The following is a 22767-nucleotide window of genomic DNA, read 5'->3' as shown; positions in this document are numbered from 1 at the left end:
GGGAGCCTCCTTCTTTGTCGCATCTCCCCGAGATCGGGCCGCGGGGTGGTGCTCAGTCGCTCAAACAGTCCTCGCTCGGCAGAACAGGACGTTTAGTCCTGTTCTGTTCGCTGCGGAACTCGCTTGGTGAGCACCACCCCGCGGCCCTCTACGCTCAACCTTGGCCGAGCAGGGCGCGGATGCGGGGCGAGGGTCCGCGCGCAGTTCCGCAGCGACGAGAACAGCCCAGCGGGCTGTTCTCCAAAGCGAGGACTGTCTGAGCACGGCGCCCTTGCCCCGCAGCCGTGCCCGGACGACCTCGTCGGACAGACCTACTTCACCACGGCGCGAACGGCGTCGGCGCAGACGACGGCGGCCACGATCTTGCAGAGGTCCACCACGATGAAGGGTGCGCACGCCGTGAGGAAGGCCGTGGCCAGATCCACCTGGCCCACCGCCATGTACTGGACGCAGCCGCACACGTAGGCGATGGCCGTGAAGATGATGCCGGCGGCTATATCCACGCCGAAGTTGCGCACGAACAGCACCGCGCGGCGACCTGGCGAGAGCGCGGCGGCCTCGGCCCGCGTCAGCTTGGGCGCGCCCTTGCCCCCGGCCACGCCGAGCTTCGTGCGCACCACGTACAGAAACAGCGCCGCCGCGGCCACCCCGAACAGGTAGCCCCACAAAAAGCCGCCCGTCGGACCGGCCAAAACGCCGATGCCCCCGCGCATACCCGAGAACACCGGCACACCCACGGCCCCCAGAAGCAGGTAGCCCGCAATGGCGGCGATGGCCTCCTTCGGCGGAAGCACCACGATGGCGAAGGTGACGGCGAACATCTGAAGCGTGAAGGGTATCGGCCCCAAGGGCACCGTCACCCAAGCCGAGACGGCGATGATGGCGATCGCGAGGCCCACGAAGGCCACCGAGCGCGTGCGCGCCGAAGCGCTTGTTTTCGTGCGTACCGTTTCCATGGTCATTTCTCCTTTCGACGAAGGAGATACTACGGCACGGAAAATTCCACCCCTTCCCCTGTTCCGCCCAAAGCGGCCAACGGGAAGCGATTCCACCATTTTTGTGCAAGTGCATAAAAATGGTGGAAAGACATCACCCCTCGGTCTGCCTCGCCGGCGTCTCCCCTACTGCGCGTACGCGCGGGCGAGCCTGCGCAGGCGCACCATCTCCCAGCCGATGAACAGGGCCGTCGTGAAGATGGAGAGGAAGTCGGCGATGGGCATGGCGAACAGAAGCGCGTCCAGCCCGTTGTACTGGGGCGCCACCGCGGTCAGCCACAGCGGCATGGCGTACAGAAGCGGCAGCAGGAACAGGATCTGGCGCGTCAGCGTGAGGAAGATGGACTTCACCGGCTGGCCGGTGGCCTGGAAGTAGTTCGCGCTCACGATCTGGAAGCCGACGAAGGGCAGCATGAGGAACTGCAAGTGTATGGCGAAGGCCGTGAAGTCCACCAGGCCGTCGTGCTTGATGCCGAAGGCGTGCGCGATGGGCGCGGCGAACAGCTGCACGAGGGCGAACATGAGCAGCGAGATGGTCGTGGCCGCCCCGATGCCGTACCACAGCGTCTTGCGCACGCGATCCACCTTGTGGGCGCCGTAGTTGAAGCCGAGCAGCGGCTGCAGGGCGATGGAAATGCCCACGAGCGGCATGATGGAGAACTGCGCGATGCGCTGCACCACGCCGATGGTGGCGAGCGCGTCGTCGGCACCGATGGGCGAGAGCGCGCCATATTTCACCAGCTGGAAATTCAGCACGAAGTTCACCGCCGCCATGCCGGCCTGCACGCAGAAGCTCGGGAAGCCGTAGGCCACGATGGCGCCGTCCATGCGCGGGCGCAGCCCCATGGTGGACAGGCGCAGGCGCATAGGCACGTCAGCCCGCCCGCAGAAGTACCACAGCACCGCCACGCAGGAGCAACCCCAGCCGAGCACGGTGGCAAGGCCGCTGCCGGCCACGCCCCACCCCAGCACGATGACGAACAGGAAGTTGAAGGCCACCGAGCTCACCAGGCCGATGACCATGGTGCCGAGCGCCCGGTTGGGCGCCCCGCAGGTGCGGATGAAGTTGTTCACACCCAGGCCGATGCACTGCAGGATGAAGCCCGTGCAGATGATCTGGATGAACACCGTGGCGTGCGGACGCACCTCGTCGGTAGCACTCGACAGGCTGAGCAGCCAGTCGGTGGAGGCGGGGAACCACCCCAGAAACGCCACGATCACGGCCATAACGAGGCTTAAGGACACCACGTTGCCGAGCACGCGCTCGGCCTCCTCGCGCTTGCCCTCGCCCAAACGCAGAGCCGCCAGCGCGTTGCCGCCGTTGCCCACGAGCATGGCGATGGCCATGAACACCACCATGATGGGGTTGGCCACCGTCATGGCCGACAGGCCGATCTCGCCTACGGCGTGGCCCAGAAACACCGAGTCGATGATGGCATAGGAGCCGTTGATGAGCATACCCACCACCGACGGGATGGCGAACTCCAGAATAAGCTTCGGGATGGAAGCGGTGCCCATGCGCAGCACCTTGTCATCGCCCGCCGAACGGGCGTGCAGCTCCTCGCCGCGCGGGTCGGAGGCGGCCGCAGCCGGCGCGCCGTGCGGCGCACGCATCTTGTCGTCAGTCATATTCACGTACCTTTCTCAATGCATGACCATTGTAGTACGCGAAAAGAACCCCTCAAGACCCAAGCGGCCAAAAGCCCCTTCCAGCCGTTTACGGCAGGGGGACGACGTGGGCCTCGCCGGAGGATACGGGCACGATGCGGTCGGCGGCGCGCACGAGCAGACGGCCGCGCTCGTCCACGCCGGCGCCCTCGCCTTCTACCACGGTCTCGCCCGAGGCGTTCTCGATGCGCAGACAGCGGCCATCGAGGAACGACGCGGCCCCGTAGAGCGGCATCGACGGGGCGAACCCGAGCTCGCGCCAGCGGCCGTAGGCCACGAGCACGCGGGCGAGCACCTCGCGCTGCACGTCGGTGATGACCTCCTCGCGCCGAGCGGCGCGCTCGTCCTCGGGCAGGGCCGCGACCGCCTGGGTCAGCGTGGTGCCCGGGGCGGCACCGGGAGCGACCATGAGGTCTGTCAGGTAAGCGGGAACGTTGCGGCCTTCCACGGGCTGGGCGATGGCAGGCGGGAACACGTTGATGCCGATGCCCACGCACACCCCTCCCCCGCAGGCCTCGAGCGAAATGCCGCAGAGCTTGCGGTACTCGTCGGCCCGCTCGCACTCGGCCGGCATATACACCACGTCGTTGGGCCATTTCAGCTGGATGCCGTCCTCGAAGGCGGGGGAGGCCATCGCGGCGAGCGAGCGCTGCACCGACAGGCCCACCACCAGGCTCAGCGTGGCCAGACCCGCCCCGGCCACATCGGGCCGCAGCAGAAGCGACATGTACAGGCCGCCCTCGGGACTGTCCCAGAAACGGCCCTGGCGCCCGTAGCCGCCGCTCTGGCGGCGCGCCCGCACCACCAGGCCCTCGGCCTTGCCCTCGCGCAGGGCGTTCTTCACGACCTCGTTGGTCGAGGCGACCTCGTCGACGACGGTGAGCTTCACTACAATCGCCTCGCTTTCCCCACGCGCGCATCTTCCGGCACCGAGGCTGCCGGCGTGCCGTCGGCCAGATCCCATCCAGGCAGAATGTCCAGCAGGGGCCTCACGACGAAGTCGCGCTCGACTGCGCGCGGATGCGGCAGCGTGAGCTCGTCGTCGCAGGCCACGTACATCTGGTAGTCCACGATATCGATGTCCAGGGTACGCGGGCCGTTCTCGCGCTCGCGCACGCGCCCGAGCGAGTTCTCGATGCCGTGCAGGTAGCCGAGCAGCTCCTTGGGCGGCAGCCCGCTGCGCAGGAGCACCACGGTGTTCACGAAGGCATCCTGGTCCTCGAAGTAGGCCGGCTCGCTCTCGTAGAAGGGGGCCATATCGATGATCTGGGTATCGGGCAGGCTGCACAGCTGCCCGACGGCAAGGTTGATCTGGGCGATCTTCGCCTCGGTCTCCTCGCCGGGCTCGGCCACGAGGGCCACGTTGGAGCCGATTCCCAAAATGACGGCGGGGCGCAGATCCTTCAGCGCCGCGGCAGTCATGGCCACGTTGTGCGTGCGCACCACCGAGGCCCCCAGCTCGCAGGCGAGCAGCGCCTCGGCGGCCGAGGCCACGTCCCGCTCGCGGGGCTCGTCGATCTTGTAGGCGTAGCCCACGTAGCTCTTGCGCGAGGCGGCCACCATCACCGGGTAGCCCACATGCACGAGCTCGTGCAAGTTGCGCATGAGCTCGATGGTCTGCTTGGGGGTCTTCCCGAAGCCGGGGCCCGGGTCGATGCAGATGCGCGAGTGGTCGACGCCGGCTGCCTCCAGGGCGCGGGCCTGCTCGTCCAGGTAATCGCGCACCTCGGCCACCACGTCGTCGTAGACGGGATCATCCTGCATAGTCTTCGGCTCGCCGGCCATGTGCATCACCACGCACCCGCAGCCGCTCTTCGCCACCACGTCCACCATGGCCGCATCGCGGAAGCCCGACACGTCGTTCACGATGGAGGCGCCGGCGGCCAGGGCGCGCTTTGCCACCTCGGCATGGCGGGTGTCCACCGACACGCATAGCTCCCGCTTGGCGAGCTCGGCGATGACGCCGCCGATGCGCTCCCATTCCGTCTCGGGATCCACCGGATCGGAGCCGGGCCGCGTGGACTCGCCGCCCACGTCGATGATGGCCGCCCCCTCGCCCACCATCTCAAGGGCGCGCTCGACGGCCGCCGCGTCGTCGGCGAACTGGCCGCCGTCGGAGAACGAATCGGGCGTCATATTCAAAATGCCCATGATGATGGGCGTTGAGGTATCGAAGTCGAAGCGACCGCAGTGCCAAATCATGTAGGGGGAATGCCTTTCCTCTCGCCAGCCTAAGCGACCAGTGTAATGCCGACCCCGCCGCCTCGCGCTGGGATTCGGGCGAAAGGCCCGCGTGCAAGGCCCTGCGTCGCTCGGGCACGAAAAAAGAAGCGGCCCGGCGGAGGGGGCCGCCGGGCCAGAAGGAGGGGGGATGCGACTCTCGCAAGAGCCGCGTTCTGCTTTTCAGAGACAAAGCAGGCAAGTGATCGGAGGGGGATGTCTCACTTGCTGGCGTCAGTATAACAACCACCCTTGAATTCCCTATGACGTGAAGGTGGGGAACTTGTGGATTCAAAGGGTCATCTTTAAGCTATTCTTCAGAAATGAGGCGCATTCCCATCAGCGGGAACACAGCGGCAATTCCTCATAATAGCACCGCTGCTGACATGTTGTCGAACCTGCATCCAAAGCCCATCACGGCAGAAAAACAACCCCGCCCCGCGACCGCGACGCAGCCGGAGGGAACGGGGCCGAAACGGAACAGAGTCGCCTAGCCGTTCTTGCGCTGGAACAAGATGTTGTTCGTCTCGAGCCAGCTTTCCACAGTACCGGTATCGAAGCCGTCGGCCGGATCCACGATGAGCGCGTACATCTCCTCCTCGGCGAGCACCGCATCGAGCGCGTCGGTGAGCTGGATCTCGCCGCCCACGCCGGGCTGAATGTCGGCCAGAAGCTCCATCACGCGCGGCGAGAGCAGGTAGCGCCCGAACACCGCCAGGTTGCTGGGAGCGTCCTTGAGCGCCGGCTTCTCCACGAGCGCGTCCACCTTCCACACGTCGTCGGCCACCGGGGCGCCGGCGATGACGCCGAAGCGGCTCACCTGGTCATCGGGCACGGGCATGACCGCGATGACACTCGCCCCGTTATGAGCATCGGAGACCGCCTGCATGGCCGGCAGCATCTGGTTGTCGGGCACGAGCACGTCGCCGAGCAGCACGTAGAAGGGCTCGCCGGCCGTCTTCTCGGCCGCGCAGCGCACCGCATGCCCCAGCCCGAGCGCCTCTTCCTGGTACACGTAGCTCACCGGGTAGTTGCCCACGGCCTCCACGGCCTCGGCATAGGCGTCCTTGCCGCGCTCGCGCAGAAGCGCCACCAACTCGGGGTTGGGCGCGAAGTGGTCCTCGATGGCCTTCTTCTCGCGGCTGTTGATGATCACGACCTCGTCGGCCGCCGACGCGAGCCCTTCCTCCACCACGTACTGGATAGCCGGGCGGTCCACCACCAGCAGCATCTCCTTGGGCTGGGCCTTGGTAGCCGGCAAAAAGCGGGTGCCGAGCCCCGCCGCGGGAATGAGAGCCTTCACGTGAGCGCCTTTCTCTCTGTCGGGGAGGGCGGCGGCCGCCCCCGTCGTTCGTGTGCGTCGGCCCATGATACTACAGGATGTGCGCTATACTGGGCCCATGGAAACCAGCAGCGGACAATTAACGGAGGAGGCGTCGCCGATGCGCACGACCGGGCACGAGGGCGCCTGCGACCCCATTCCCGACGAGGACTTCGCCCAGTGGCACGAGGCGGAAGGCGGCAAGCCCGCGGGCGTGCGGTTCCTCGCGTTCAACACCGTCATCGACATCGAGGCCTACGGGGAAGCGGAAGCGTGCCGGGCGGCCTTCGAGGAGGCTCGCTCGCTCTGCCGCATCTACGAGCGGCTGTTCAGCCGCACGCTGCCCCATTCCGACATCGCGCGCATCAACGGCGCTAAGGGCGCGGCCGTGACCATCGACCCGCTCACGTTCGACCTGCTCTCCCGCGCGCTCGCCTACTGCGAGGCCAGCGAGGGCGCCTTCGACATCACCGTCGGGCCGGGCGTGCGCCTGTGGAACTTCCACGAGGGCACCGTGCCCGACCCCGCCGCCTTGGCCGAGGCGGTGCGCCACGTGGATTGGCGCCAGCTGAGGCTGTGGCGGGAGGACGGCCGCTGCTTCGCCCAGCTGGCCGATCCGGCGGCGGCCGTGGACGCGGGCGGCATCGCCAAGGGATGGATCGCCGACGCGCTCGTGGCGGCCATGGAGGCCCATGGGCTTTCGGGCATCATCGTGAACCTCGGGGGCAATGTGGCCGTGAGCGGCGCCAAGCCGAACGGCCAGCCGTGGAACGTCGGCGTGCGCAACCCCGCCGAGCCGGAGAAGCTCATCGGGGCCGTGCCCCTCGCGCGCGGCTCGGCTGTGACGAGCGGCATCTACGAGCGCTGCTTCACCGCGCCCGACGGCACCTTCTACCACCATATCCTCGACCCGCGCACAGGCATGCCCGCCGAAACCGACGTGGCCGGCGTCACCGTCATCTGCGAGAAGTCCATCGACGCCGAGGGCTTCTCCACCACGCTTTTGGCCCTCGGGCTGGAACGGGGCCTCGCGTTGGCGCGGCGGCACCCCGAGATCGAGCAGGCCTTCTTCATCGACCGCGCGGGCACGATCACCCCGGCACGCGGCTAAAAGCGCCCAGAGCCCGCAACCGCCACGTTCGCCGCTGCAACTGTTGCACCAAAAACGGCTTTTCTGGCCAAATTATGGCTGTTTGCCCTGCAAGCCTCCGTCGCATGCACTCTGCGCAGTATAATTATTACAGTAGTGAACTATCTGACGCTCGCCGGCTCGACGGCGGCGATAAGCGAGGATTTCCATGACCGAGACGCGCCCCACCCCCTCCAAGGACAAGTTCAACCTGGACTCCACCTACTTCGTGGCCTTCGAGATGGCCCACGAGACGCTGCGCCAGGGGCTGGCCGCCGCCAGCGAGCTGAACATCACCCAGTACCGGGTGCTCACGAAGCTTCTGCAGGCCAACGGGGCCATCAGCCAGGGCGAGCTGGGGAAGCTTCTGGGCATGAAGCCCAACGTGATCACCCAGGCGGTGGACGCGCTGGAATCGCGCGGGTACGCCACCCGCGATGCGGGCAAATCCGACGGGCGCACGCGCTTTCTCGCCATTACCGAGGCGGGGCGCGCCCATATCGCCACGGTGAACGAGTCGCTCGTCGCGAGCCTGTACGCGAACTTCCCCACCGACAACCCCACCTACCGCACCATCCTGGAGGCCGCGGTGGCCGCCGGCGCCGCCATCGAGCCACCGCTCAATGCCGAGGTGGCCAGCCGCTTCCCCGCCTCGCGCTCGCTCGTGTCGGTGGAGCTCATCCGCGCGGAGACCGAGCGTACCCTGCGCGAGGCCACGGGCGCCTCGTTCAACGAGTGCCGCATCGTGCAGCGCCTCGGCGAGACCGACCGCCCCGAGCGCGTGGGCGCGCTCGCCGAGGCGCTCCGCATGTCGCCGGTGAACGCCGCCCGGGCCATCGAGCGGCTCGTGCAGCGCGGCTGGGCCCGACGGCTGAAGTCGCCCGCGGACAAGAAGGCCGTCTACGTGGCGCTCACCGACGAGGGCGTCTACGAGGGCTTCCTCATCGGCGCCACGGTGAACGAGCTGGCGGCCACGAAGCTGTGGGCCAACCTCACGGCCGGCCAGCGCGAGGCCATCGAGCAGGTGGGGCATGTCGTCGTGGCTGACCTGGACGCCCAGCGCCAAGCAAAGGAGCAGGCCGCCTACGACCTGCTCCAGGAAATCTAGGGTATTTCGCCTCGCGCTACGGCCGTGGCTGCCGCCGGTTTCGCGGCCCCCTTCGGCGCGGAGGCGCCTTCCAGCTTGCCGATGTAGGCCGCGGCGCCGAAGAGCAGGGCCAGGTTCGCGACCAGGTCGGCCGCCACCCAGCCGCCGAGCGCCGGCAGGCTCACCGCCGCCACGTTCAGGGCCGAGAAGGTGCCCACTGTGAGCACCATGACCACCGCGCCGCAGGCCGCGCAGGCCACGATGAGCCCCACCGCCAGGGAGTGCCCGGCGCGAGCGCGGGCCACGCAAGCGCACACCACCATCGACGCCGCGCCGAGCAGCGTGCCCAGGAAGGCCGCAAAGGCGATAACGCCCAGCACGATGGTGGGCAGCCCCGGCAGCTTCGAGCTCATAGAGCCCACCTGCACGGCCGACAGGATGCCGAGCACCACCACGACCAGGCACACGATGGCCACAAGCGCCGTGGCCCAGCCCCACAGAAACGCAGTCGCGGGGCGCGCCCGCCCGTCGCCGCGAGCCGCGAGGACCGCGTAGAGCACCGCGCCGGCCGTGGACACAACGAGCGCCAGCCCCGCCGCGAACAGGAAGGCCACGAAGGCCGAGCCCGTGAGGATGGAGCAGATCACATCCAGGATGGGCACGCCCGAAGCAGAGATGTAATCGAAGGCGAGCACGCCGGTGCCCCCGGCCACGGTAAGCCCGATGCGGGCCAGAATCGCTATCACGAGCGCCATGGCGTACAGCGTGAGAAACGGCCGCGCCATTGCTTTTATATCGTTCATAGTCAGCTCCTTCCGAAGCAATCCCGCGGGACGTCCTGCCCCGCGCGTTCCCAGAGCGCCCTTAGGCCTCGCCCATCTCGTTTTCCACCGCCGAGGTGCCGCAGAGATACCCGCCGCAGAAGGCGAGCCCCACGTCCCCCATGAGCGAACCCAGGATGGGATCGCCGATGTAGCTGTTCTCGCCGCAGGCGCCGCCGGCGGTGTGCCAGCCGGCGTACAGACCCGGGATGACGCGCCCGCTCACGCCCATCACCTGCATCTGGTCGTTGATGAGCAGGCCGGCCTTGGTGCCGTACAGGTTGCCGCCGATGCGGCAGCCGTAGAAGGGCGGTGTGGTGATGCTGTGCAGCCACTCGGGCGGCATGGGGTACATGAAGTCGTCCTCGCCGCGCTCGCACGCCTCGTTCCACTTCGCCACAGCCTCGGTGAGCACGCCCTCGGCCAGGCCCAGATCGGCCTCGAGCTCCTCCAGGGTGTCGCGGCGCTTCAGCACGTCGGCGTCGATGGCGTCCTGCACGCCGTGGTGCCAGTCGCGATAGTGCTCGGGCACCTTCTCAATCTGCTCGAGGTCGGGGGTGATGAGCTTGCGGCAGTGCTCCTGGGCGAACCCGGCCAGATGGTCCTCGTAGTTCGCGTCGAAGATAATGTAGGAGCGGTGGCCGGGAGGGGTCATCTGGATGGTGGCCAGATCTCCCAGGGCGTAGATGGCGTTCGCGCCGTCCTCGCCCACGCGCGAGTCCATGTAGCGCAGGCGGTTGCCGCAGCGGTCGATGGTCAGCCACGGCTGGCGCGAGAGCTGGGTCATGCCGTCGTAGAGGAAGCGCGCCCAGGTGCCGCCCTCGGCCTGCCAGTCCACGCCGCCGTCGAAGGAGGCCGAGCTGTTGAAGCCGGACACGTCGGCGCCCACGCCGAGGCCCATACGGAAGCACTCGCCGGTCTCGCCGGCGGTGAGGTAGCTGGAGGCGCAGCCCATGGCCGCCGTGGGGATGTACTTGTCCAGCAGCGCCTTGTTGTTGCAGAAGCCGCCGGCCGTGAGGATGACGGCGCGCTTGGCGTGGATGTACTTCTCGTCGCCGTAGTCCTCGTTCACCACGACGCCCACGATGCGCCCGTCGTCATCCTGCACAAGCGCCGCCGCGGGGCTCTGGAAGTGGAAGTCCACGCCGTGCTGGTTGGCGTAGTTGTACATGGCGTCGGTGGCGTCCTTCATCTTCAGCACGTGGTGGTCGAGCGTCGAGCGCTTCGGCGCCACATACACGGGCACCTCGCCCAGACGCCAGTGCACGCCGCAGTCGGCCATCCAGTCGAGGCTCTTGCCGCCCTCCGAGGCGATCTTGTAGATGAGCTTCGGATCGGCCGCGTAGTGGTACTCGTCCATGGCCCAGTCGGTGAGAGCCTGGGGCGAGAAGGGATAGCTCGGGAAGGCGAACTTCTTCTCCTCCTGGCCGGAGTAGCCGCCCAAGATGCCGCACATGCCCGCCTCCTGGGCGTTGCCGCCGGGAAGGCCCATGGCCTCCACGCAGATGGTGTCGGCTCCCAGCTCGACGGCGCGGGCCGCGGCGTTCAGGCCGCCGCCCCCGGCGCCTACCACGCAGATGTCGCACTCGTAGTCCCACGTATCGGGCACGGCGCGAGGCGGAATGGGCGTGGCGTCGTTGGCGGGGAAGCTCGCGGCGTCGTGCTCGCGGTAGGTGCCGTCGGCGGCGCCCGCGTTGGTGACGTCACTCGGATCGGAAGCGGCCACGGGATCGCCCTCGCGCGTCCAGTCGCCGCGGCGCTCGGCGCTCGCGGCAAGGGCAGCCTCGGGGGCGAGAAGCCCCGCCGCGGCCGCACCAGCGGCGGCCAGGGCCGAGCCGGTCAGAAAGTCGCGGCGCGAGAGGCCCGCGCCCTGGTTGAGCTTACTCATGGCTACCAGCCTCCTTCTCGGCGGTCGTGGCATCGGCCGCGGCAGCCACCGCATCCTCGGCGGCGGCCTGGGCCAGCGCGTCCTCCACGGCCTGCTTCACGCCGGCCGTGGTGATGGTGGCCCCGGCCACCGCATCGATGTCGGGGCCTTGGGCCGCCTCGATCATCTCGGCGTACACGCCGTCGCGGATGGCCTCGTAGCCGCCGCGGCTCTGGCTCTCGCCGTCCTGGGCGGTCTCCAGGCACGTCAGGCGCCCGTCGTCCACCAGCAGCGTCACGCTGATCCACCCCTCCATGCCGCGGCCGTAGCCGGTGTACACGCCGTCGCGCAGGTTGCCCTCGGCCCGAGCCGCACCATCGGCCACCACCTCGGCCGCCCACGGGTCCTCGGTGCGCTGGGCCAGCTGCTCGGCCGAGGCCGCGTCCTTCGACCCCGATCCTTCGAACGAGGCGCCGCAGCCGGCCAGCCCGAAGGTGAGCACCGTGGCGCACCCGAGGGCCGCTGTGGTTTTCACTCCGTTCATAATCCCTCCGATCATTCCGACTTGTTTGACTGATATTTCTTCATGAAAGTTTTCTTTTACTTTCATTCATGAAATTATTTGATCGGAGCATATCAGCATTTTCCCTGTGTATCAAGGTTATATTGACACAGTTTTTCATTCCGTCAATTACTACCAAACTGATAATTTATGGATATTGACTGAAGATAGCAGGACGAGTATGGTAGTCACCAGCGATTGCAAGGTCTCTTGCGAAGCCACCGCGGCTGGACTGGACACTGCGGGTCTCCGGTCCAGGCGCGGCGAGCTTGCCCGATCGGTATCTATTAAGGAGGGATACCCATGCTATTCGATGTGTACGGTCCCAATGCGCTCTACCAATGGCTCGGTCTGGCCATGGTGCTCGTCCTGCTCATTCTGCTGAACGAGTTCGCTCGCCGCACCAAGTTCGGCGGCTGCTTCATGTTCTTCGGCGTGTGCGGCGTCATGACCGTCTACTGCCTCGCCGTGGAGATCGGCGCGGCCATGGGCGCCGAGTGGGCGCTGACCAACCCCACCCACACCGACATGAACAGCTGGTTCCACTACGCCAAGGTGTACGCCGCCACCGCCGGCTGCATCGGCTTCATGATGCTCAAGTTCTCCTGGGGCAAGATCGGGCGGGCCCATTGGTTCAAGGCCTTCCCCTTCATCATCGTGGCCATCAACATCCTCATCGCCGTGGTGAGCGACTTCGAGAGCGCCTTCCGCGCCTTCGGCACCACCTGGGTGTCCTCCGAGGGCGTCACGTTGTACGGCGGCTGGCACAACGTGTTCAACGGCATTGCCGGCATCATCAACATCGCGTGCATGACCGGCTGGTTCGGCATCTACATCTCCAAGAAGCGCCAGGATATGCTGTGGCCCGATATGACCTGGGTGTTCATCATCGCCTACGACCTGTGGAACTTCTGCTACACCTACAACAACCTGCCGACCCACTCCTGGTACTGCGGCGTGGCCCTGCTGCTCGCCCCGACCATCGCCGGCCTTATCTGGAACAAGGGCGGCTGGATCCAGAACCGTGCCTTCACGCTGTCCATGTGGTGCATGTTCTGCCAGATGGTGCCGATGTTCGCCAACGACTCCATCTTCGCCGCCGACTCGGTGAACAACCCCAACGTGAACCTGGTCGTGTCGCTTTTGGCCCTCGGCGCCAACATCGCCGCCTTCGCCTACATCATGTACCGCGCCAAGAAGCTCGGCGTGAACCCCTACAAGCAGGAAGTGTTCGTGGGCACCAAGGACTTCCGCGAGGCCATGGAGCGCCGCGCCGACACCGCCTACCTGCTTGAGACCGAGCCCGCGAGCGCCACGCCGGCCGAGATCGCCGAGATGGTGGCCTACAACGACCTGCCCGCCGACGGCAAGCCCGGCTTCGTGTACGTGGCCGTGGAGAAGGACATCGAGACCCCGCAGCGCAAGTAGCACTGCCTGCAGGCAAGCCTCCCCTGAGAGCGGGCCCCGCAAGGGACCCGCTCTTTCTTTTGCAGGGAGCAAAAAACACCCGGCGCCCACAGCGCACGGGAAAGCGGAAGGAGACTGCGCCGCGATCAGCCGCGGGGCGCGAAGACCGCGCCCGACGAGGAACGCACAGTCCCGTCGGCCAGCACGAACACCGCCTCTATTTCCGGGCGCTCCTCGACGAAGGCAGCCGCCCGCTCGAAGCCCATGCACAGCAGGGCCGTCGAGAACCCGTCGCCGTCGCTCGAGCGTCCCGATATCACCGTCACGCTGGCCACGTCGCTTTCGGCGGGACGGCCCGTTCGGCAGTCGAGGATATGGTGGTAGCGGCGTCCGCCTTGCGTGAAATACCGCTCGTCCACCCCGCTTGTCACCAGGGAACCGGCCGTCAGCGGCACCGTGCCCACCACGCCCGGGCCGGCGGGGTTGCGCACGCCGATGTTCCAGGGGCGCCCCCGCTCGTTCGTCCCGCGCACCGCCACGTTCCCGCCGAGGCTCAAATAGACGTTTCGCGCGCCGGCCCGGGCAAGGAGCTCCATGAGCCGGTCGGCGATGTATCCCTTGGCGCAGCCGCCCACATCGACGAGCAGCTCGGGATCGATCTTGCGGACGAGGTAGCAGCCGTCGGCATCCAGAAACTCCAGCTGCCCCCAGCCGACATGGCCGAGCGCCTGCGCAACCGCCCGCTCATCGGGCACGGTCTTTCGGCGGAAGTCCCACAATTGCGTCAGCGCGCCCATGGTGATGTCGAAATAGCCCGCGCTCTGGGCACTGTAGAAGCAGCCCAGTTGCAGCGCCTCCCAGGTGGCGCGCTCTATGCGCACGAAATCACCCCTGCTCCGGTTCAGCCGCGCCACATCGCTTGTCGGACGGGTGCGCGAGAGCAGCGACTCGTAGCGCTCGCATTCGGCGCGCAGCTGCTCAACGAGAAGGGCCGCCTCCGCGGCATCCAACCCGTCGTCGAGCACGATCTTCGTCTCGATGACGGTGTTGAACGCGAGGAAGCGGCCCTCTACCGTTCCCGAACATGAGGAGGGAGGAATCGAAATCACCGGAGAGGAGGGGAGATCGTTCATGTTCGGGAACCCAACGGAAGGAAGCGTCTTACTTCTGGCCCGCATCGGCGCCGGCCGACGAGCCCTGGGCATCGGCGGCCTGGTCCAGTGCGTCCTGCACCGCCTCTTTCACGCCGTCGGTGGTCAGCGTCGACCCGGAAACGCCGTCGATATCGGCGGATTGGGCCTCCATGATCTGCTCGGCGAAAGTGCCGTCCTCGATGGGCACCTGGCCGTGGTTGGGGGATTCCTTTTCGCCGATAATCTCATCGACGCTCACGATGCGGCCGTTGTCGACGGTCAGGGTCACCTCGATGGTGCCGCCCTTCCCCTCGCCCTTACCGGTAAACGCCGCGCCCGCATCGGCTGCGCCGTCTCCTGCGGCAGACGTGCCGGAGCATCCGAGCATCGCCACCGACGGGACCATCATCAGCATAAGCGCCCCGGACGCCGCGCCGCGCATCAACTGTTTCCTCACATGAGCTCCTTACTCTTTGCCTGCGGTTCCTAAGCGACGGACAGGGGGATGACGGCGGGCTCGGGGCTCGCCTCGCCGCGGTCGTTCACCGATCGCACGAGCATCCGGTATGCCCCGGCGCGCTCGGGCGTGTAGGTGAAGGACCAGTAGGTGTTCAGACCCGGCTCCTGCTCCTCGACGGCGTAGCGCGTCCAGTGCGCCCCGTCGTCGAGGCTGAACTCGACGGCGCTGATCGCGCGCCCGTAGTCGCCGGCAACGCCCTTGATGGATACCGGCGCTCCAACCTCGCCGAAGATCGTCCCGATCATAGCCTCATCCTTTCCGATCCGTCTGCGCCCGCGGCGAGCGCCGTTCCTTCGGCGCTCCCCTTCTGGGCGCGCAAGGTCGCAGGGCTTTAAGGGGAGACGCCCTGCGGCCTTGCGCGCCCACCCTCCGAGCCGGGACGACCCGGAGGATGGGAAGCGGGCTCTTACGCGGCTTCCAGCACCGTCACGTTGGGACTGTTCTGGAAGGCATCGGACTCACTGGGGTCATCGGGGGTCTCGGGCAAGGAGACCAGCTCGATGGACGTGACGTTGGACACGTAGTAGTTGGCCGAAGCCCCGTGGATCCACAGCTGCACCACGCCGCCCATGGAGTCCGCCACGGGCTCGCCGGCAACCTCGTATGCCAGCACCACGTTGTGGGAGAGCAGGTAGTACAAAGGCACGGTCTGGCTGTAGCCGTCGGAGGACGTGAACACCACGGCGTTGGCATCGGCCGTGGGGGCGGCGGCCATGAGAAGCGCCTGGAGCTTCAACCCCGTCACCTCCGCGTTGGCGATGGCGCGCCCGTCGGAGGGGTTGCCCATGCACGTGCAGCCCATGATCTTCTGCTGCACGCCGTCCTCGTCGTCCACCAGATCCCCGATCACGGCATGGTAGGGATTGCGCACCTCGCCGGAAACGGAGAACTCCCATTCCATGGCGTCCGTGGGCACCTCGGCCGCCGACGCCGCCTCCTCGTGCAGGCTCGTATTGCAGAGCATGGCGGATACGTTGCGGAAGAGGTTCTTCATCACCTCGGCCGTGGCCGTCTGGGTCTGGGTGGCCGTGAACGTGCCGCGCACCACCGAGTCTTGCACCATCTGGGTGCCTGCATCGGCCTGAACCGCCTCTCGGGCCGTCGCGTCGCCGTCTGCGGCAAGCGCCTGCTGCACGGGAGCCACGGCGGTCGTGCCGAGGGAGCCCAGCACGAGCATGGTGCCGGCGGCGGTGCCGATGATCTTCTTACTTGTCGCCTGCATTTTCGACGACACCTCCTTCAACAGCGTTGATCATGACGCTCAGCGAGTCGACCGTCTCGGACCCGTCCTTCAGGAAGGGCTTCACGTCGAGCACGTAGGCCGCGTTACCCTCGGGAACCTCCCAGGTGAAGTCCCAGGTGACCCAACGCTGGGGGTCGTCGTTGGGAGTCTCGAACGTGGTCCAGGTCTGGCCGCCGTCCATGGACACCTTGATGCCGCCGACCGTCTCGTACCAGCCGTCCAGATAGCCGTGGAACGTGTAGGGCTTGCCCGCCTCGACCACCTGGCCGTCGTAGGTGTTCAGGATGGCTGCGTTGGCCTTCACACCGCCGTAGCCGGGATACTGGATGGGGCCCATGCACATGGCCTTCTCGGTAGTATCGGTGCCCATGCGGGTCTCGTCGTTGGTGATGTCGATGCTCACGAGCTGCTTCATGTACGCATCGGCCGCCGCAGCGCCGACCCACAGCTGGAGCGGGAAGCCCTGGGCCCAGTCGAGGCGCTCGCCGTTGATCTCCCAGATCACCATGACGTCGTAGTTCCAGTCGATGGGGGTCGATCCGATGAACCGGCCCATGTTCAGGCCGTCGATCTCGGAGGAGTCGAGGCTCTCGCCATCGATCCACTTGGCGTCGGGGGTGTAGCCGCCGGCCTGCTCCACGAGCCAGGACACCGGCACGCCCGTCACCTCGACCTGGCCGATCTGCCAGCCGCCAAGCTTGGTGATGCCGCAGTGCTCCTTCATGGTGACCGTCTTCACCACACCCGCGTCAGTGGCCTGCTGGATGAGATCCTTCAGCTTCCACTGCTGGGGGTTGTTCACGCAGCCCTTGATGCCGAAATCCCAGTTGTCGAAGATCTCGTTGCGCAGCTGCTCATTCTTCTCCTCGTCGATGGAGTTGAAGGCCTCGCCCAGATCGCCCACCGGCTGACCGGCCACCTCGGCCATCTCGGCGCTCGAGTAGGCCAGCCACGTCTCGTTGAACAGCTGGTCGCGCGGGGTGATCTCGTCCTGGCTGTAGGAGAACTCGCCCGTGGCGTTGGGGATGTTGGCGATGCCGTGCATCTGGTCGTACTTCACATGCTCCCACAGCTCCCACTCCGTCGGGGCGCTCACGTGGTCCTGGCCGAGCATGTTCTTCACGCCCTGGTACTTTTCCTCGTCATAGCCGTGCTTGACGGTCGCGTGGCACTGGAAGCACGTGGCCTTCTCCTCGCCCGCCACCGTGCCGTGCATGGTGTGGATCATCTCACCGAAATCGGGGATGTTCTGCGCGAACTCGATCGAGTTGGTATGGCAGGCGATGCACACGTCCACAGTCATGGCCTTCACATCGAGCCACGCGTCGCCCGTCGAGATGCCCGAGTGCTCCGGATCGAACTCGTTGAGGGCATCCAGCAGGCTCACATGGCAGGCGTTGCAGCCGCGCTCGTCGGCGTGCAGCACGTCCACGTTGTAGTCAACCTCGCTAAAGCCCGTGCCGGCAATGGCCAGCTCGTCGTTGCGCTCGCTCGCGTTGCCCTCGGCACCCTCGCCGCTCTCGTAATGCTGGCCGAACATGCCCTTCTGCTTGATGTACTCGGGGGCCAGCATGATCTGGGTTCCGTCCTCGAGCTGCTGGACAATGCCCGAATGCTCGCTGTGAATGATCTTCACTCCCTGGGATTCCAGCATGTCCTCCTGCGGCGTGAGCGCGCGTGCCTGCTCTTGGGTCGCCTTTCCCTCATCGCCGGGAGAGGCGTCGCCCGCACCCTCTTGGGTGCTGCAGGCGGCCATGGTTCCCAAAGCGAGCACCGAGGCGATAGCCAGCGTGAGAACCTTTTTTGACCTCTCATCTTCATCCTCCTTCTCTTCTTCTCGATCTCGACCTTCGGCGCGCACATTCGCGCCCGTGGCCTTAGTATGAAAAAGATGAGGAGGAAGCGCAGCAAAGGCACCGACTGCTTTTTTCTCACCGGGCGACACTTCTGCCGTCCCTTACGCGACAGCGCCCTTGTCGTCTACGCGACAAGGGCGCCGTGCTCGGTGGGAGAAGTGCGCCGCCCCTAGGCGATGCAGTCGTAGAGGCGGGAGTTCTCCCGCAAAAGCTCCCCCAGGGTCTTCGTCACCGTCTGGCGGCTCAAGTTGCACGCCAGGGCTATCTGCTCGTGGGTGAAGCGGGGGAAGTCGTTCCGGGCGCAGAATTTCAGGAACAGCTCGATTTTCCTCGCGGCCGTATCGGCCACCAGATGCGCCTCGGCGAGCCCCCAGCCCCTCGTAACAGTCCTCATCACTTGATGGCAGAAATCGATGTCGGTCCGGTACAACTCGTCGAAATCAGCGCTGTCGAACAGGGCGAGCTGACAATCGGTCATGCACAGCATCGAGTTGATCTGGGGGTAGTCGTGCGCCGGGATGACCACGTCGCCGAGCGTCACGAACCCGCCCGGCTCGGCGTACTCGCGCGAGCGGAACGTCTCGTCCGACGGCGAGAGGTCGTTGCCCATGAGCAGGAGGCCGTCGACGAGCAGCACCGGCCCCTTCGTCCAATAGGCCGTGTCGTACTGCTGGCGAGCCGTGTACTTGCGCACATGACACCGCCGGCAGAGCACAGCCCGCTGCTCGCCGGATAGGCCGGCGCAAAAGGCGTTGTCGGCATAAGGGCACTGGTGTTCCATGATCTCCTCCAAAGTCACTCCCCCGTAAACCCAACGCCATCATAGCCCATTTCGGCCCCTCGGCGCAAAGGCGCCGAGGAGAGCGGGTTTCTCAGCGCCCACGCGCCGGGGCGCCTAGGATGCCTCCTTTACCGGCTCCACATCGTAGGGCAGCCCGGCGGGCATGTCGTGGATTACCAGGTTGCCCGCCGATTGGCAGCCGAGATACCAGTTGCTGAAGGCCTCCTGCTCCTTCTGGTCGCGCAGATCCTGTGCGAAGGCATCGAGGAACTCCTGGGGAACATCCTTAGTTGAGGTCACTTCCTCGGGCGCCTCGTAGGCATCCGTGCACTGGATGATGTGGATCCCGTAATCGCTCTCGACCAGGTCGCTCAGGTCGCCGACCGCCAGCTCCTTCAGCGGCTCGGCATACTCGTCCACGAAATCGACCAGGCAGTCCCAGCCCACATCGCCGCCCGCCTCGGCCGTGCCGTCGACGGAGTACTCCCGCGCCGCGTCGGCGAAATCCAACGTGCCGACCTTGAGCTTTTCCAGCACCTCCTGGGCGAGCTCCTTGTCCTCGAGCTTGAAGAGGATCTGCGAGGAGCGGCGAGCCCCGTTGAAACCGGGCAGCTGGAGCTGGGCGTAGGCGAGCAGCTCCTCGTCGGTCGGCGGCGCATCATCGGCGAAGGTCTCGCGCAGGGCCTTGTTCTCCAAGGACAGGCGAATCTCGTTGCGGTACCGCTCGCGCGTCATACCGAGCGCATCGAGGGCGGCCTGAAGCCCCTCCTCCGATCCGTAGCGCGCCTTCGCCTGCTCCCACTCCTCGTCGACGGCTGACTCATCGATCTCGATCCCCCTCTCGTGGGCGCCGTGCTCGATGATCATGTCGCCGACAATCGCGTTGATCGCCTGCTGGCGAATAACCGATGCGTCGTAGTCGTTCGCACCGAGCCAGCGGGCCCAGGCCTCGTCGTCCTCGAGGTTCTGGCTGATGCGCGCAACGCGGACCTCCTCGGTGATATCCCGCTCGTAGATGGCCTCGCCATCGAACGTCGCCGCCACCGCATCCTCGTCGACCGCCTCGAGGGCGGTGCATCCCGCGATAGTCCCCAAGCCCAGCATTCCGCAGAGCAGGCACGACCCCATTTTCACAGCCGTCCTTCTCGTCATCACGTGCCTCATGGCCATCCCTTCACTCAATGCAGGGCTCCCGCCTTGCAGGGGCCCGACCCTCCGGGCCCGCACCCGAAGAGCGCGGCCCGCATACCCGATCTCGCATTGTGGGAAAAGGATGCATCCCTGTCTGTCAACGAGAAGCCCGTTCCCTTGTCGCCTAGGCGACAAAAGAGAGCGGCTAATCTCGCTTCCCTCAGCATGAAAGCCGCAATGACAGCATTCTCTCCTGTCAAAGGAAGTAGCAAACTTCTCAAAATTTTTGAGAAGTTATGCTACTATCTTCTCAAAAATTTTGAGAAGATGAACCGAGGAGGGGTCATGGACAACATCGCAGCTCTGGTACGGGAATCGCTCAACCAGCCTCTGCCACCCTTCGTGCGGCGCGAGGAGATCATCCGGGATCTCCCCCGCCCGAAGCGGTTCAACCTCGTCGAAATCATCACCGGCATGCGACGCTCGGGCAAAACCTTCTACCTCTTCCAAAAGATGGCGCAGCTCTTGGAGGAGGGCGTCCCGCGTGACCGACTCTTCTACTTCGACTTCGCCGACGACCGGCTGCTTCCCGCCGCACCTACGGTCATGGCCGATGTCGTAGACGAATTCTGGCGCCAGTCGCCCCAAGCCCGAGAGCAGGGGTGCTACCTCTTTCTCGACGAGGTGCAAGAGGTCGAGCAGTGGCAGAGCACCTGCCAGCGCCTCGCCGAGAACGAGGCGGTGACGCTTGTCATCACGGGTTCGTCCTCGAAGCTCTCGTCGGAGGAGATCGCCACCAAGTTCCGCGGCCGATCCCATGCCCACGAGATGCTTCCGCTGTCGTTTCGGGAGTTCTGCCGCTTCCAGAGTGTTCCAGTACCCGACGACGCCCGCGATGCCTTCTCCCCCCAACAGCGAACCGCCCTCGAATCGCTGTTCGACCGCTACCTTGTAGAAGGAGGCTTCCCCGGCGTTCAGAATAGACTGCCCGAAGACCGTATCGAGATACTGCAGAGCTACGCCCGCGACGTCGTAGCCCGCGATGTCGCCGAGCGCCTCGGACGGGAAGACATCCGGCTGGCCAACCAGTTCGCCCTCTATGGTCTGCGCAACACCGCCTGCGAGTTCTCCATTAACCAGCTCGTGGAAAGCTTCAAGGAACTTGGCTTCAAAATCTACTGGGAAAAGGCCGATCACATCGTCGATCTGCTCCAACAAGCGTTCCTGCTCCTGCGTGTCGAGGAGTACCGCGTGTCCTTGAAACCCCAATCGACCGTCCTGCCGAAGATATATGCCATCGACCCGGGCATCAGCTATGCGGTATCCCGCGCCAACCAGCAGGACATCGGCAAGCGATTCGAGACTGCCGTGTACCTGGAGCTTCGCCGGCGCATGGCGGGGCGACGCACCGAGGCTATCACCTCCTACACCGCGCCGGGGCCGCGGCGGCAGAAGGTGGATTTCCTCCTCGGCGATGCCCTGGCCGCCGAGCCCTATGCCCTCATCCAAGCGAGCGCATCCATGCATGCCGACAAGACTCGCGAGCGCGAAATCGGATCTCTCGCAGCCGCGATGGCAGCTACGGGCATCTCAGAGGGCACCGTCGTGACCCTGCGCGAGGAGGGAACAGTGGAGAGCAACGCGGGAGCCATTCACATCGTCCCCGCCTGGAAGTGGTTCCTCGGCTAAGCCTCGGCCTCCCACTCGGTGTCGGGGGCACTCGGCACGGCGACCTCCCCCACCGTGGGGATGCGCACGGTCACCAGGTAGACGAGGAACAGCGCCACCGCGGCCAGGATGCCCCAGACCACGGGCTTCTGCACGAGAGCGGCCGATACGGCCAGCACCGCAAGCGAGATGAGCAGCATGCGCATCTTCGCCTTCACGGGCATGCCACCGGCCTCCTTGAAGGGCACCACGTAGGAGCGGTACACCTTGCTCTTGGTGATGATGGCGTGGCAGCGCGGCGAGAACTTGCCGAACAGGAACGTGGCCAGAAGCAGCAGCGGCGTGGTGGGCAGCACGGGCACGAAGATGCCCACGACAGCCGCACCGACGCACAGCCACGCGAAGCCGAGCACCATTATCTTCAACACCTTCGGCATTGCGCCCCCTCTTTCTCGATGGTACTCCCCAGCTTATCGGGCCCGCAGAAAAGCGGCATCACCTGAACGGACTATATCCCTCAGGTGATGCCGCTCGAAAGATCTTCCGTTTCGGGCCGCTCGCGCGAGATGGCGAGCACCCGGCGGAGGTGGAAGCGCTACTCGCCCTTCGCTGTGCGGTCGGCCACGGCCTCCTCCAGCAGCATGAGCTGGGCCTCGGCCTTCTTCGTGCCGCGGAAGATGACGAGCACGTAGGCGAGCAGGGCCACCCACAGCAGGGCGTAGGCCGCGATGAGGTAGGGGGCGGAGGGCAGGATGGTGGAGTAGATGTCGGCAAGAATGGGATTCATAGTTCGGCCTTTCTCTCGGTGCGCGACGGATGGAAGCGCACAGTGCGGGATTGCGGAACGACGACGCCGTTAGCGCTCGTCGTCGAGGGCTTCCTTGAGAGCGTCCACGCGCTCGGTCAGACGCACCTGGTTGAAGCGGGTGCGATACAGGGCGAAGCCCACGAGCAGCATGCCCAATGCGCACAGGCCCACGCACATACCCATCTCAGGGCTCATGCCGCCCTCACGCAGCACCACCGGGTGGATGGAAGACGGGATAAGGCGCGTGATCATGAAGCAGATGGGCACGTCGATGGTGGCGATGATGGCCACCACGGCCGCGAAGGTGGCCTTACGCTCAGGCTCGTCCACCGAGCTGCGCAGCACGAAGTAGGCGATCACGATGAGCATGAGGATGAGGTAGGTGGTCAGGCGCGGCTCCCAGCTCCACCACACGCCCCACTCGAAGCGCGTCCACATCTCGCCGGTGATCATGGTGAGCACCACGAACAAGAGCGCGATTTCAAGGCAGATGCGCGAGCAGGTGTCGAAGCGGCGGTTCTTCGTCATGAGGAAGCGCACCGCGTAGTAG

General features: G+C 66.0%; 22 protein-coding genes. 4 read left to right on the top strand and 18 right to left on the bottom strand.

All coding sequences use genetic code 11. The features are described from left to right. Nucleotides 1-311: 311 nt before the first annotated feature. The 5 genes from Q5064_RS09990 to Q5064_RS09970 all read right to left on the bottom strand — a co-directional run bounded on the left by Q5064_RS09990 (nucleotide 312) and on the right by Q5064_RS09970 (nucleotide 6186). On the bottom strand, nucleotides 312-956 hold the full coding sequence (locus tag Q5064_RS09990) for a biotin transporter BioY (RefSeq protein ID WP_302964321.1): 645 nt from the start codon (nucleotides 954-956) through the stop codon (nucleotides 312-314). 165 nt (nucleotides 957-1121) lie between these two features. Then, a complete protein-coding gene (locus Q5064_RS09985; RefSeq protein WP_302964320.1) occupies nucleotides 1122-2624 on the bottom strand; it encodes an MATE family efflux transporter in 1503 nt (500 codons plus the stop codon). Nucleotides 2625-2712: 88 nt separating this feature from the next. Next, entirely contained in the window at nucleotides 2713-3552 is an 840-nt protein-coding gene (locus Q5064_RS09980; protein ID WP_302964319.1) for a biotin--[acetyl-CoA-carboxylase] ligase, read from the bottom strand. Continuing rightward, nucleotides 3552-4865 carry a dihydropteroate synthase gene (gene folP / locus Q5064_RS09975; protein ID WP_302964318.1) on the bottom strand — a complete coding sequence of 438 codons (1314 nt, stop codon included), beginning with the start codon at nucleotides 4863-4865 and terminating at the stop codon, nucleotides 3552-3554. Before folP ends, Q5064_RS09980 begins: the two co-directional genes overlap by 1 nt. Before the next feature lie 508 nt (nucleotides 4866-5373). Continuing rightward, a complete protein-coding gene (locus tag Q5064_RS09970) occupies nucleotides 5374-6186 on the bottom strand; it encodes a UTP--glucose-1-phosphate uridylyltransferase (protein WP_302964317.1) in 813 nt (270 codons plus the stop codon). A gap of 139 nt (nucleotides 6187-6325) precedes the next feature. On the opposite strand from Q5064_RS09970, the gene Q5064_RS09965 reads away from it, so the two are divergent. Next, nucleotides 6326-7315: an FAD:protein FMN transferase gene (locus Q5064_RS09965; RefSeq protein WP_302964316.1), complete on the top strand. Its 990-nt coding sequence runs from the start codon at nucleotides 6326-6328 to the stop codon at nucleotides 7313-7315. Nucleotides 7316-7502: 187 nt separating this feature from the next. Further along, a complete protein-coding gene (locus Q5064_RS09960) occupies nucleotides 7503-8441 on the top strand; it encodes a MarR family winged helix-turn-helix transcriptional regulator (RefSeq protein WP_302964315.1) in 939 nt (312 codons plus the stop codon). On the opposite strand, the gene Q5064_RS09955 is transcribed toward Q5064_RS09960, so the two are convergent. The 3 genes from Q5064_RS09955 to Q5064_RS09945 form a co-directional block, all read right to left on the bottom strand. Continuing rightward, nucleotides 8438-9223, bottom strand: coding sequence for a hypothetical protein (locus Q5064_RS09955; RefSeq protein WP_302964313.1), 786 nt, complete (start codon nucleotides 9221-9223; stop codon nucleotides 8438-8440). The genes Q5064_RS09960 and Q5064_RS09955 overlap by 4 nt on opposite strands. 61 nt (nucleotides 9224-9284) lie before the next feature. After that, nucleotides 9285-11129: an FAD-dependent oxidoreductase gene (locus Q5064_RS09950; RefSeq protein ID WP_302964312.1), complete on the bottom strand. Its 1845-nt coding sequence runs from the start codon at nucleotides 11127-11129 to the stop codon at nucleotides 9285-9287. Further along, on the bottom strand, nucleotides 11122-11652 hold the full coding sequence (locus tag Q5064_RS09945; RefSeq protein ID WP_302964310.1) for an FMN-binding protein: 531 nt from the start codon (nucleotides 11650-11652) through the stop codon (nucleotides 11122-11124). The genes Q5064_RS09950 and Q5064_RS09945 overlap by 8 nt, the downstream gene beginning before the upstream one ends. A gap of 321 nt (nucleotides 11653-11973) precedes the next feature. Here Q5064_RS09945 and Q5064_RS09940 point away from each other — a divergent pair, with 321 nt between their 5' ends. Beyond that, nucleotides 11974-13098, top strand: a complete 1125-nt coding sequence (locus Q5064_RS09940; RefSeq protein ID WP_302964307.1) for a DUF5692 family protein — start codon at nucleotides 11974-11976, stop codon at nucleotides 13096-13098. Between the two features lie 125 nt (nucleotides 13099-13223). On the opposite strand, the gene Q5064_RS09935 is transcribed toward Q5064_RS09940, so the two are convergent. The 7 genes from Q5064_RS09935 to Q5064_RS09905 form a co-directional block, all read right to left on the bottom strand. Beyond that, nucleotides 13224-14210, bottom strand: a complete 987-nt coding sequence (locus tag Q5064_RS09935; RefSeq protein WP_302964306.1) for an FAD:protein FMN transferase — start codon at nucleotides 14208-14210, stop codon at nucleotides 13224-13226. A 28-nt stretch (nucleotides 14211-14238) separates the two neighbouring features. Continuing rightward, the gene (locus Q5064_RS09930; RefSeq protein ID WP_302964304.1) at nucleotides 14239-14667 is read right to left on the bottom strand and encodes an FMN-binding protein; all 429 of its coding nucleotides are present in this window, start codon (nucleotides 14665-14667) and stop codon (nucleotides 14239-14241) included. Nucleotides 14668-14696: 29 nt separating this feature from the next. Continuing rightward, entirely contained in the window at nucleotides 14697-14975 is a 279-nt protein-coding gene (locus tag Q5064_RS09925; protein ID WP_302964301.1) for a molybdopterin-binding protein, read from the bottom strand. Between the two features lie 161 nt (nucleotides 14976-15136). Beyond that, nucleotides 15137-15952 (bottom strand): molybdopterin-dependent oxidoreductase, encoded by an 816-nt coding sequence (locus tag Q5064_RS09920; RefSeq protein WP_302964298.1) that lies wholly within the window; start codon nucleotides 15950-15952, stop codon nucleotides 15137-15139. After that, entirely contained in the window at nucleotides 15936-17729 is a 1794-nt protein-coding gene (locus Q5064_RS09915) for a molybdopterin-dependent oxidoreductase (RefSeq protein ID WP_302964295.1), read from the bottom strand. Before Q5064_RS09915 ends, Q5064_RS09920 begins: the two co-directional genes overlap by 17 nt. A 269-nt stretch (nucleotides 17730-17998) precedes the next feature. After that, on the bottom strand, nucleotides 17999-18610 hold the full coding sequence (locus Q5064_RS09910) for a Crp/Fnr family transcriptional regulator (RefSeq protein WP_302964293.1): 612 nt from the start codon (nucleotides 18608-18610) through the stop codon (nucleotides 17999-18001). A 114-nt stretch (nucleotides 18611-18724) separates the two neighbouring features. Next, nucleotides 18725-19774 (bottom strand): peptidylprolyl isomerase, encoded by a 1050-nt coding sequence (locus Q5064_RS09905; protein WP_302964291.1) that lies wholly within the window; start codon nucleotides 19772-19774, stop codon nucleotides 18725-18727. A gap of 204 nt (nucleotides 19775-19978) precedes the next feature. On the opposite strand from Q5064_RS09905, the gene Q5064_RS09900 reads away from it, so the two are divergent. Further along, nucleotides 19979-21430: an ATP-binding protein gene (locus Q5064_RS09900; RefSeq protein ID WP_302964288.1), complete on the top strand. Its 1452-nt coding sequence runs from the start codon at nucleotides 19979-19981 to the stop codon at nucleotides 21428-21430. Here Q5064_RS09900 and Q5064_RS09895 read toward each other — a convergent pair. The 3 genes from Q5064_RS09895 to ccsA form a co-directional block, all read right to left on the bottom strand. Further along, nucleotides 21427-21846: a DUF454 family protein gene (locus tag Q5064_RS09895; protein WP_302964287.1), complete on the bottom strand. Its 420-nt coding sequence runs from the start codon at nucleotides 21844-21846 to the stop codon at nucleotides 21427-21429. The genes Q5064_RS09900 and Q5064_RS09895 overlap by 4 nt on opposite strands. A gap of 158 nt (nucleotides 21847-22004) precedes the next feature. Continuing rightward, on the bottom strand, nucleotides 22005-22196 hold the full coding sequence (locus Q5064_RS09890) for a CcmD family protein (protein WP_302964284.1): 192 nt from the start codon (nucleotides 22194-22196) through the stop codon (nucleotides 22005-22007). A 69-nt stretch (nucleotides 22197-22265) separates the two neighbouring features. Continuing rightward, on the bottom strand, nucleotides 22266-22767 hold a 502-nt coding region (ccsA, locus tag Q5064_RS09885), incomplete at its 5' end, for a cytochrome c biogenesis protein CcsA (protein ID WP_302964282.1).

Source organism: uncultured Adlercreutzia sp. (assembly GCF_958431955.1).
Classification (GTDB): domain Bacteria; phylum Actinomycetota; class Coriobacteriia; order Coriobacteriales; family Eggerthellaceae; genus Adlercreutzia.
Note: the sequence above shows the minus strand (reverse complement) of the source record. Positions and strands in the feature narration are given on the sequence as shown.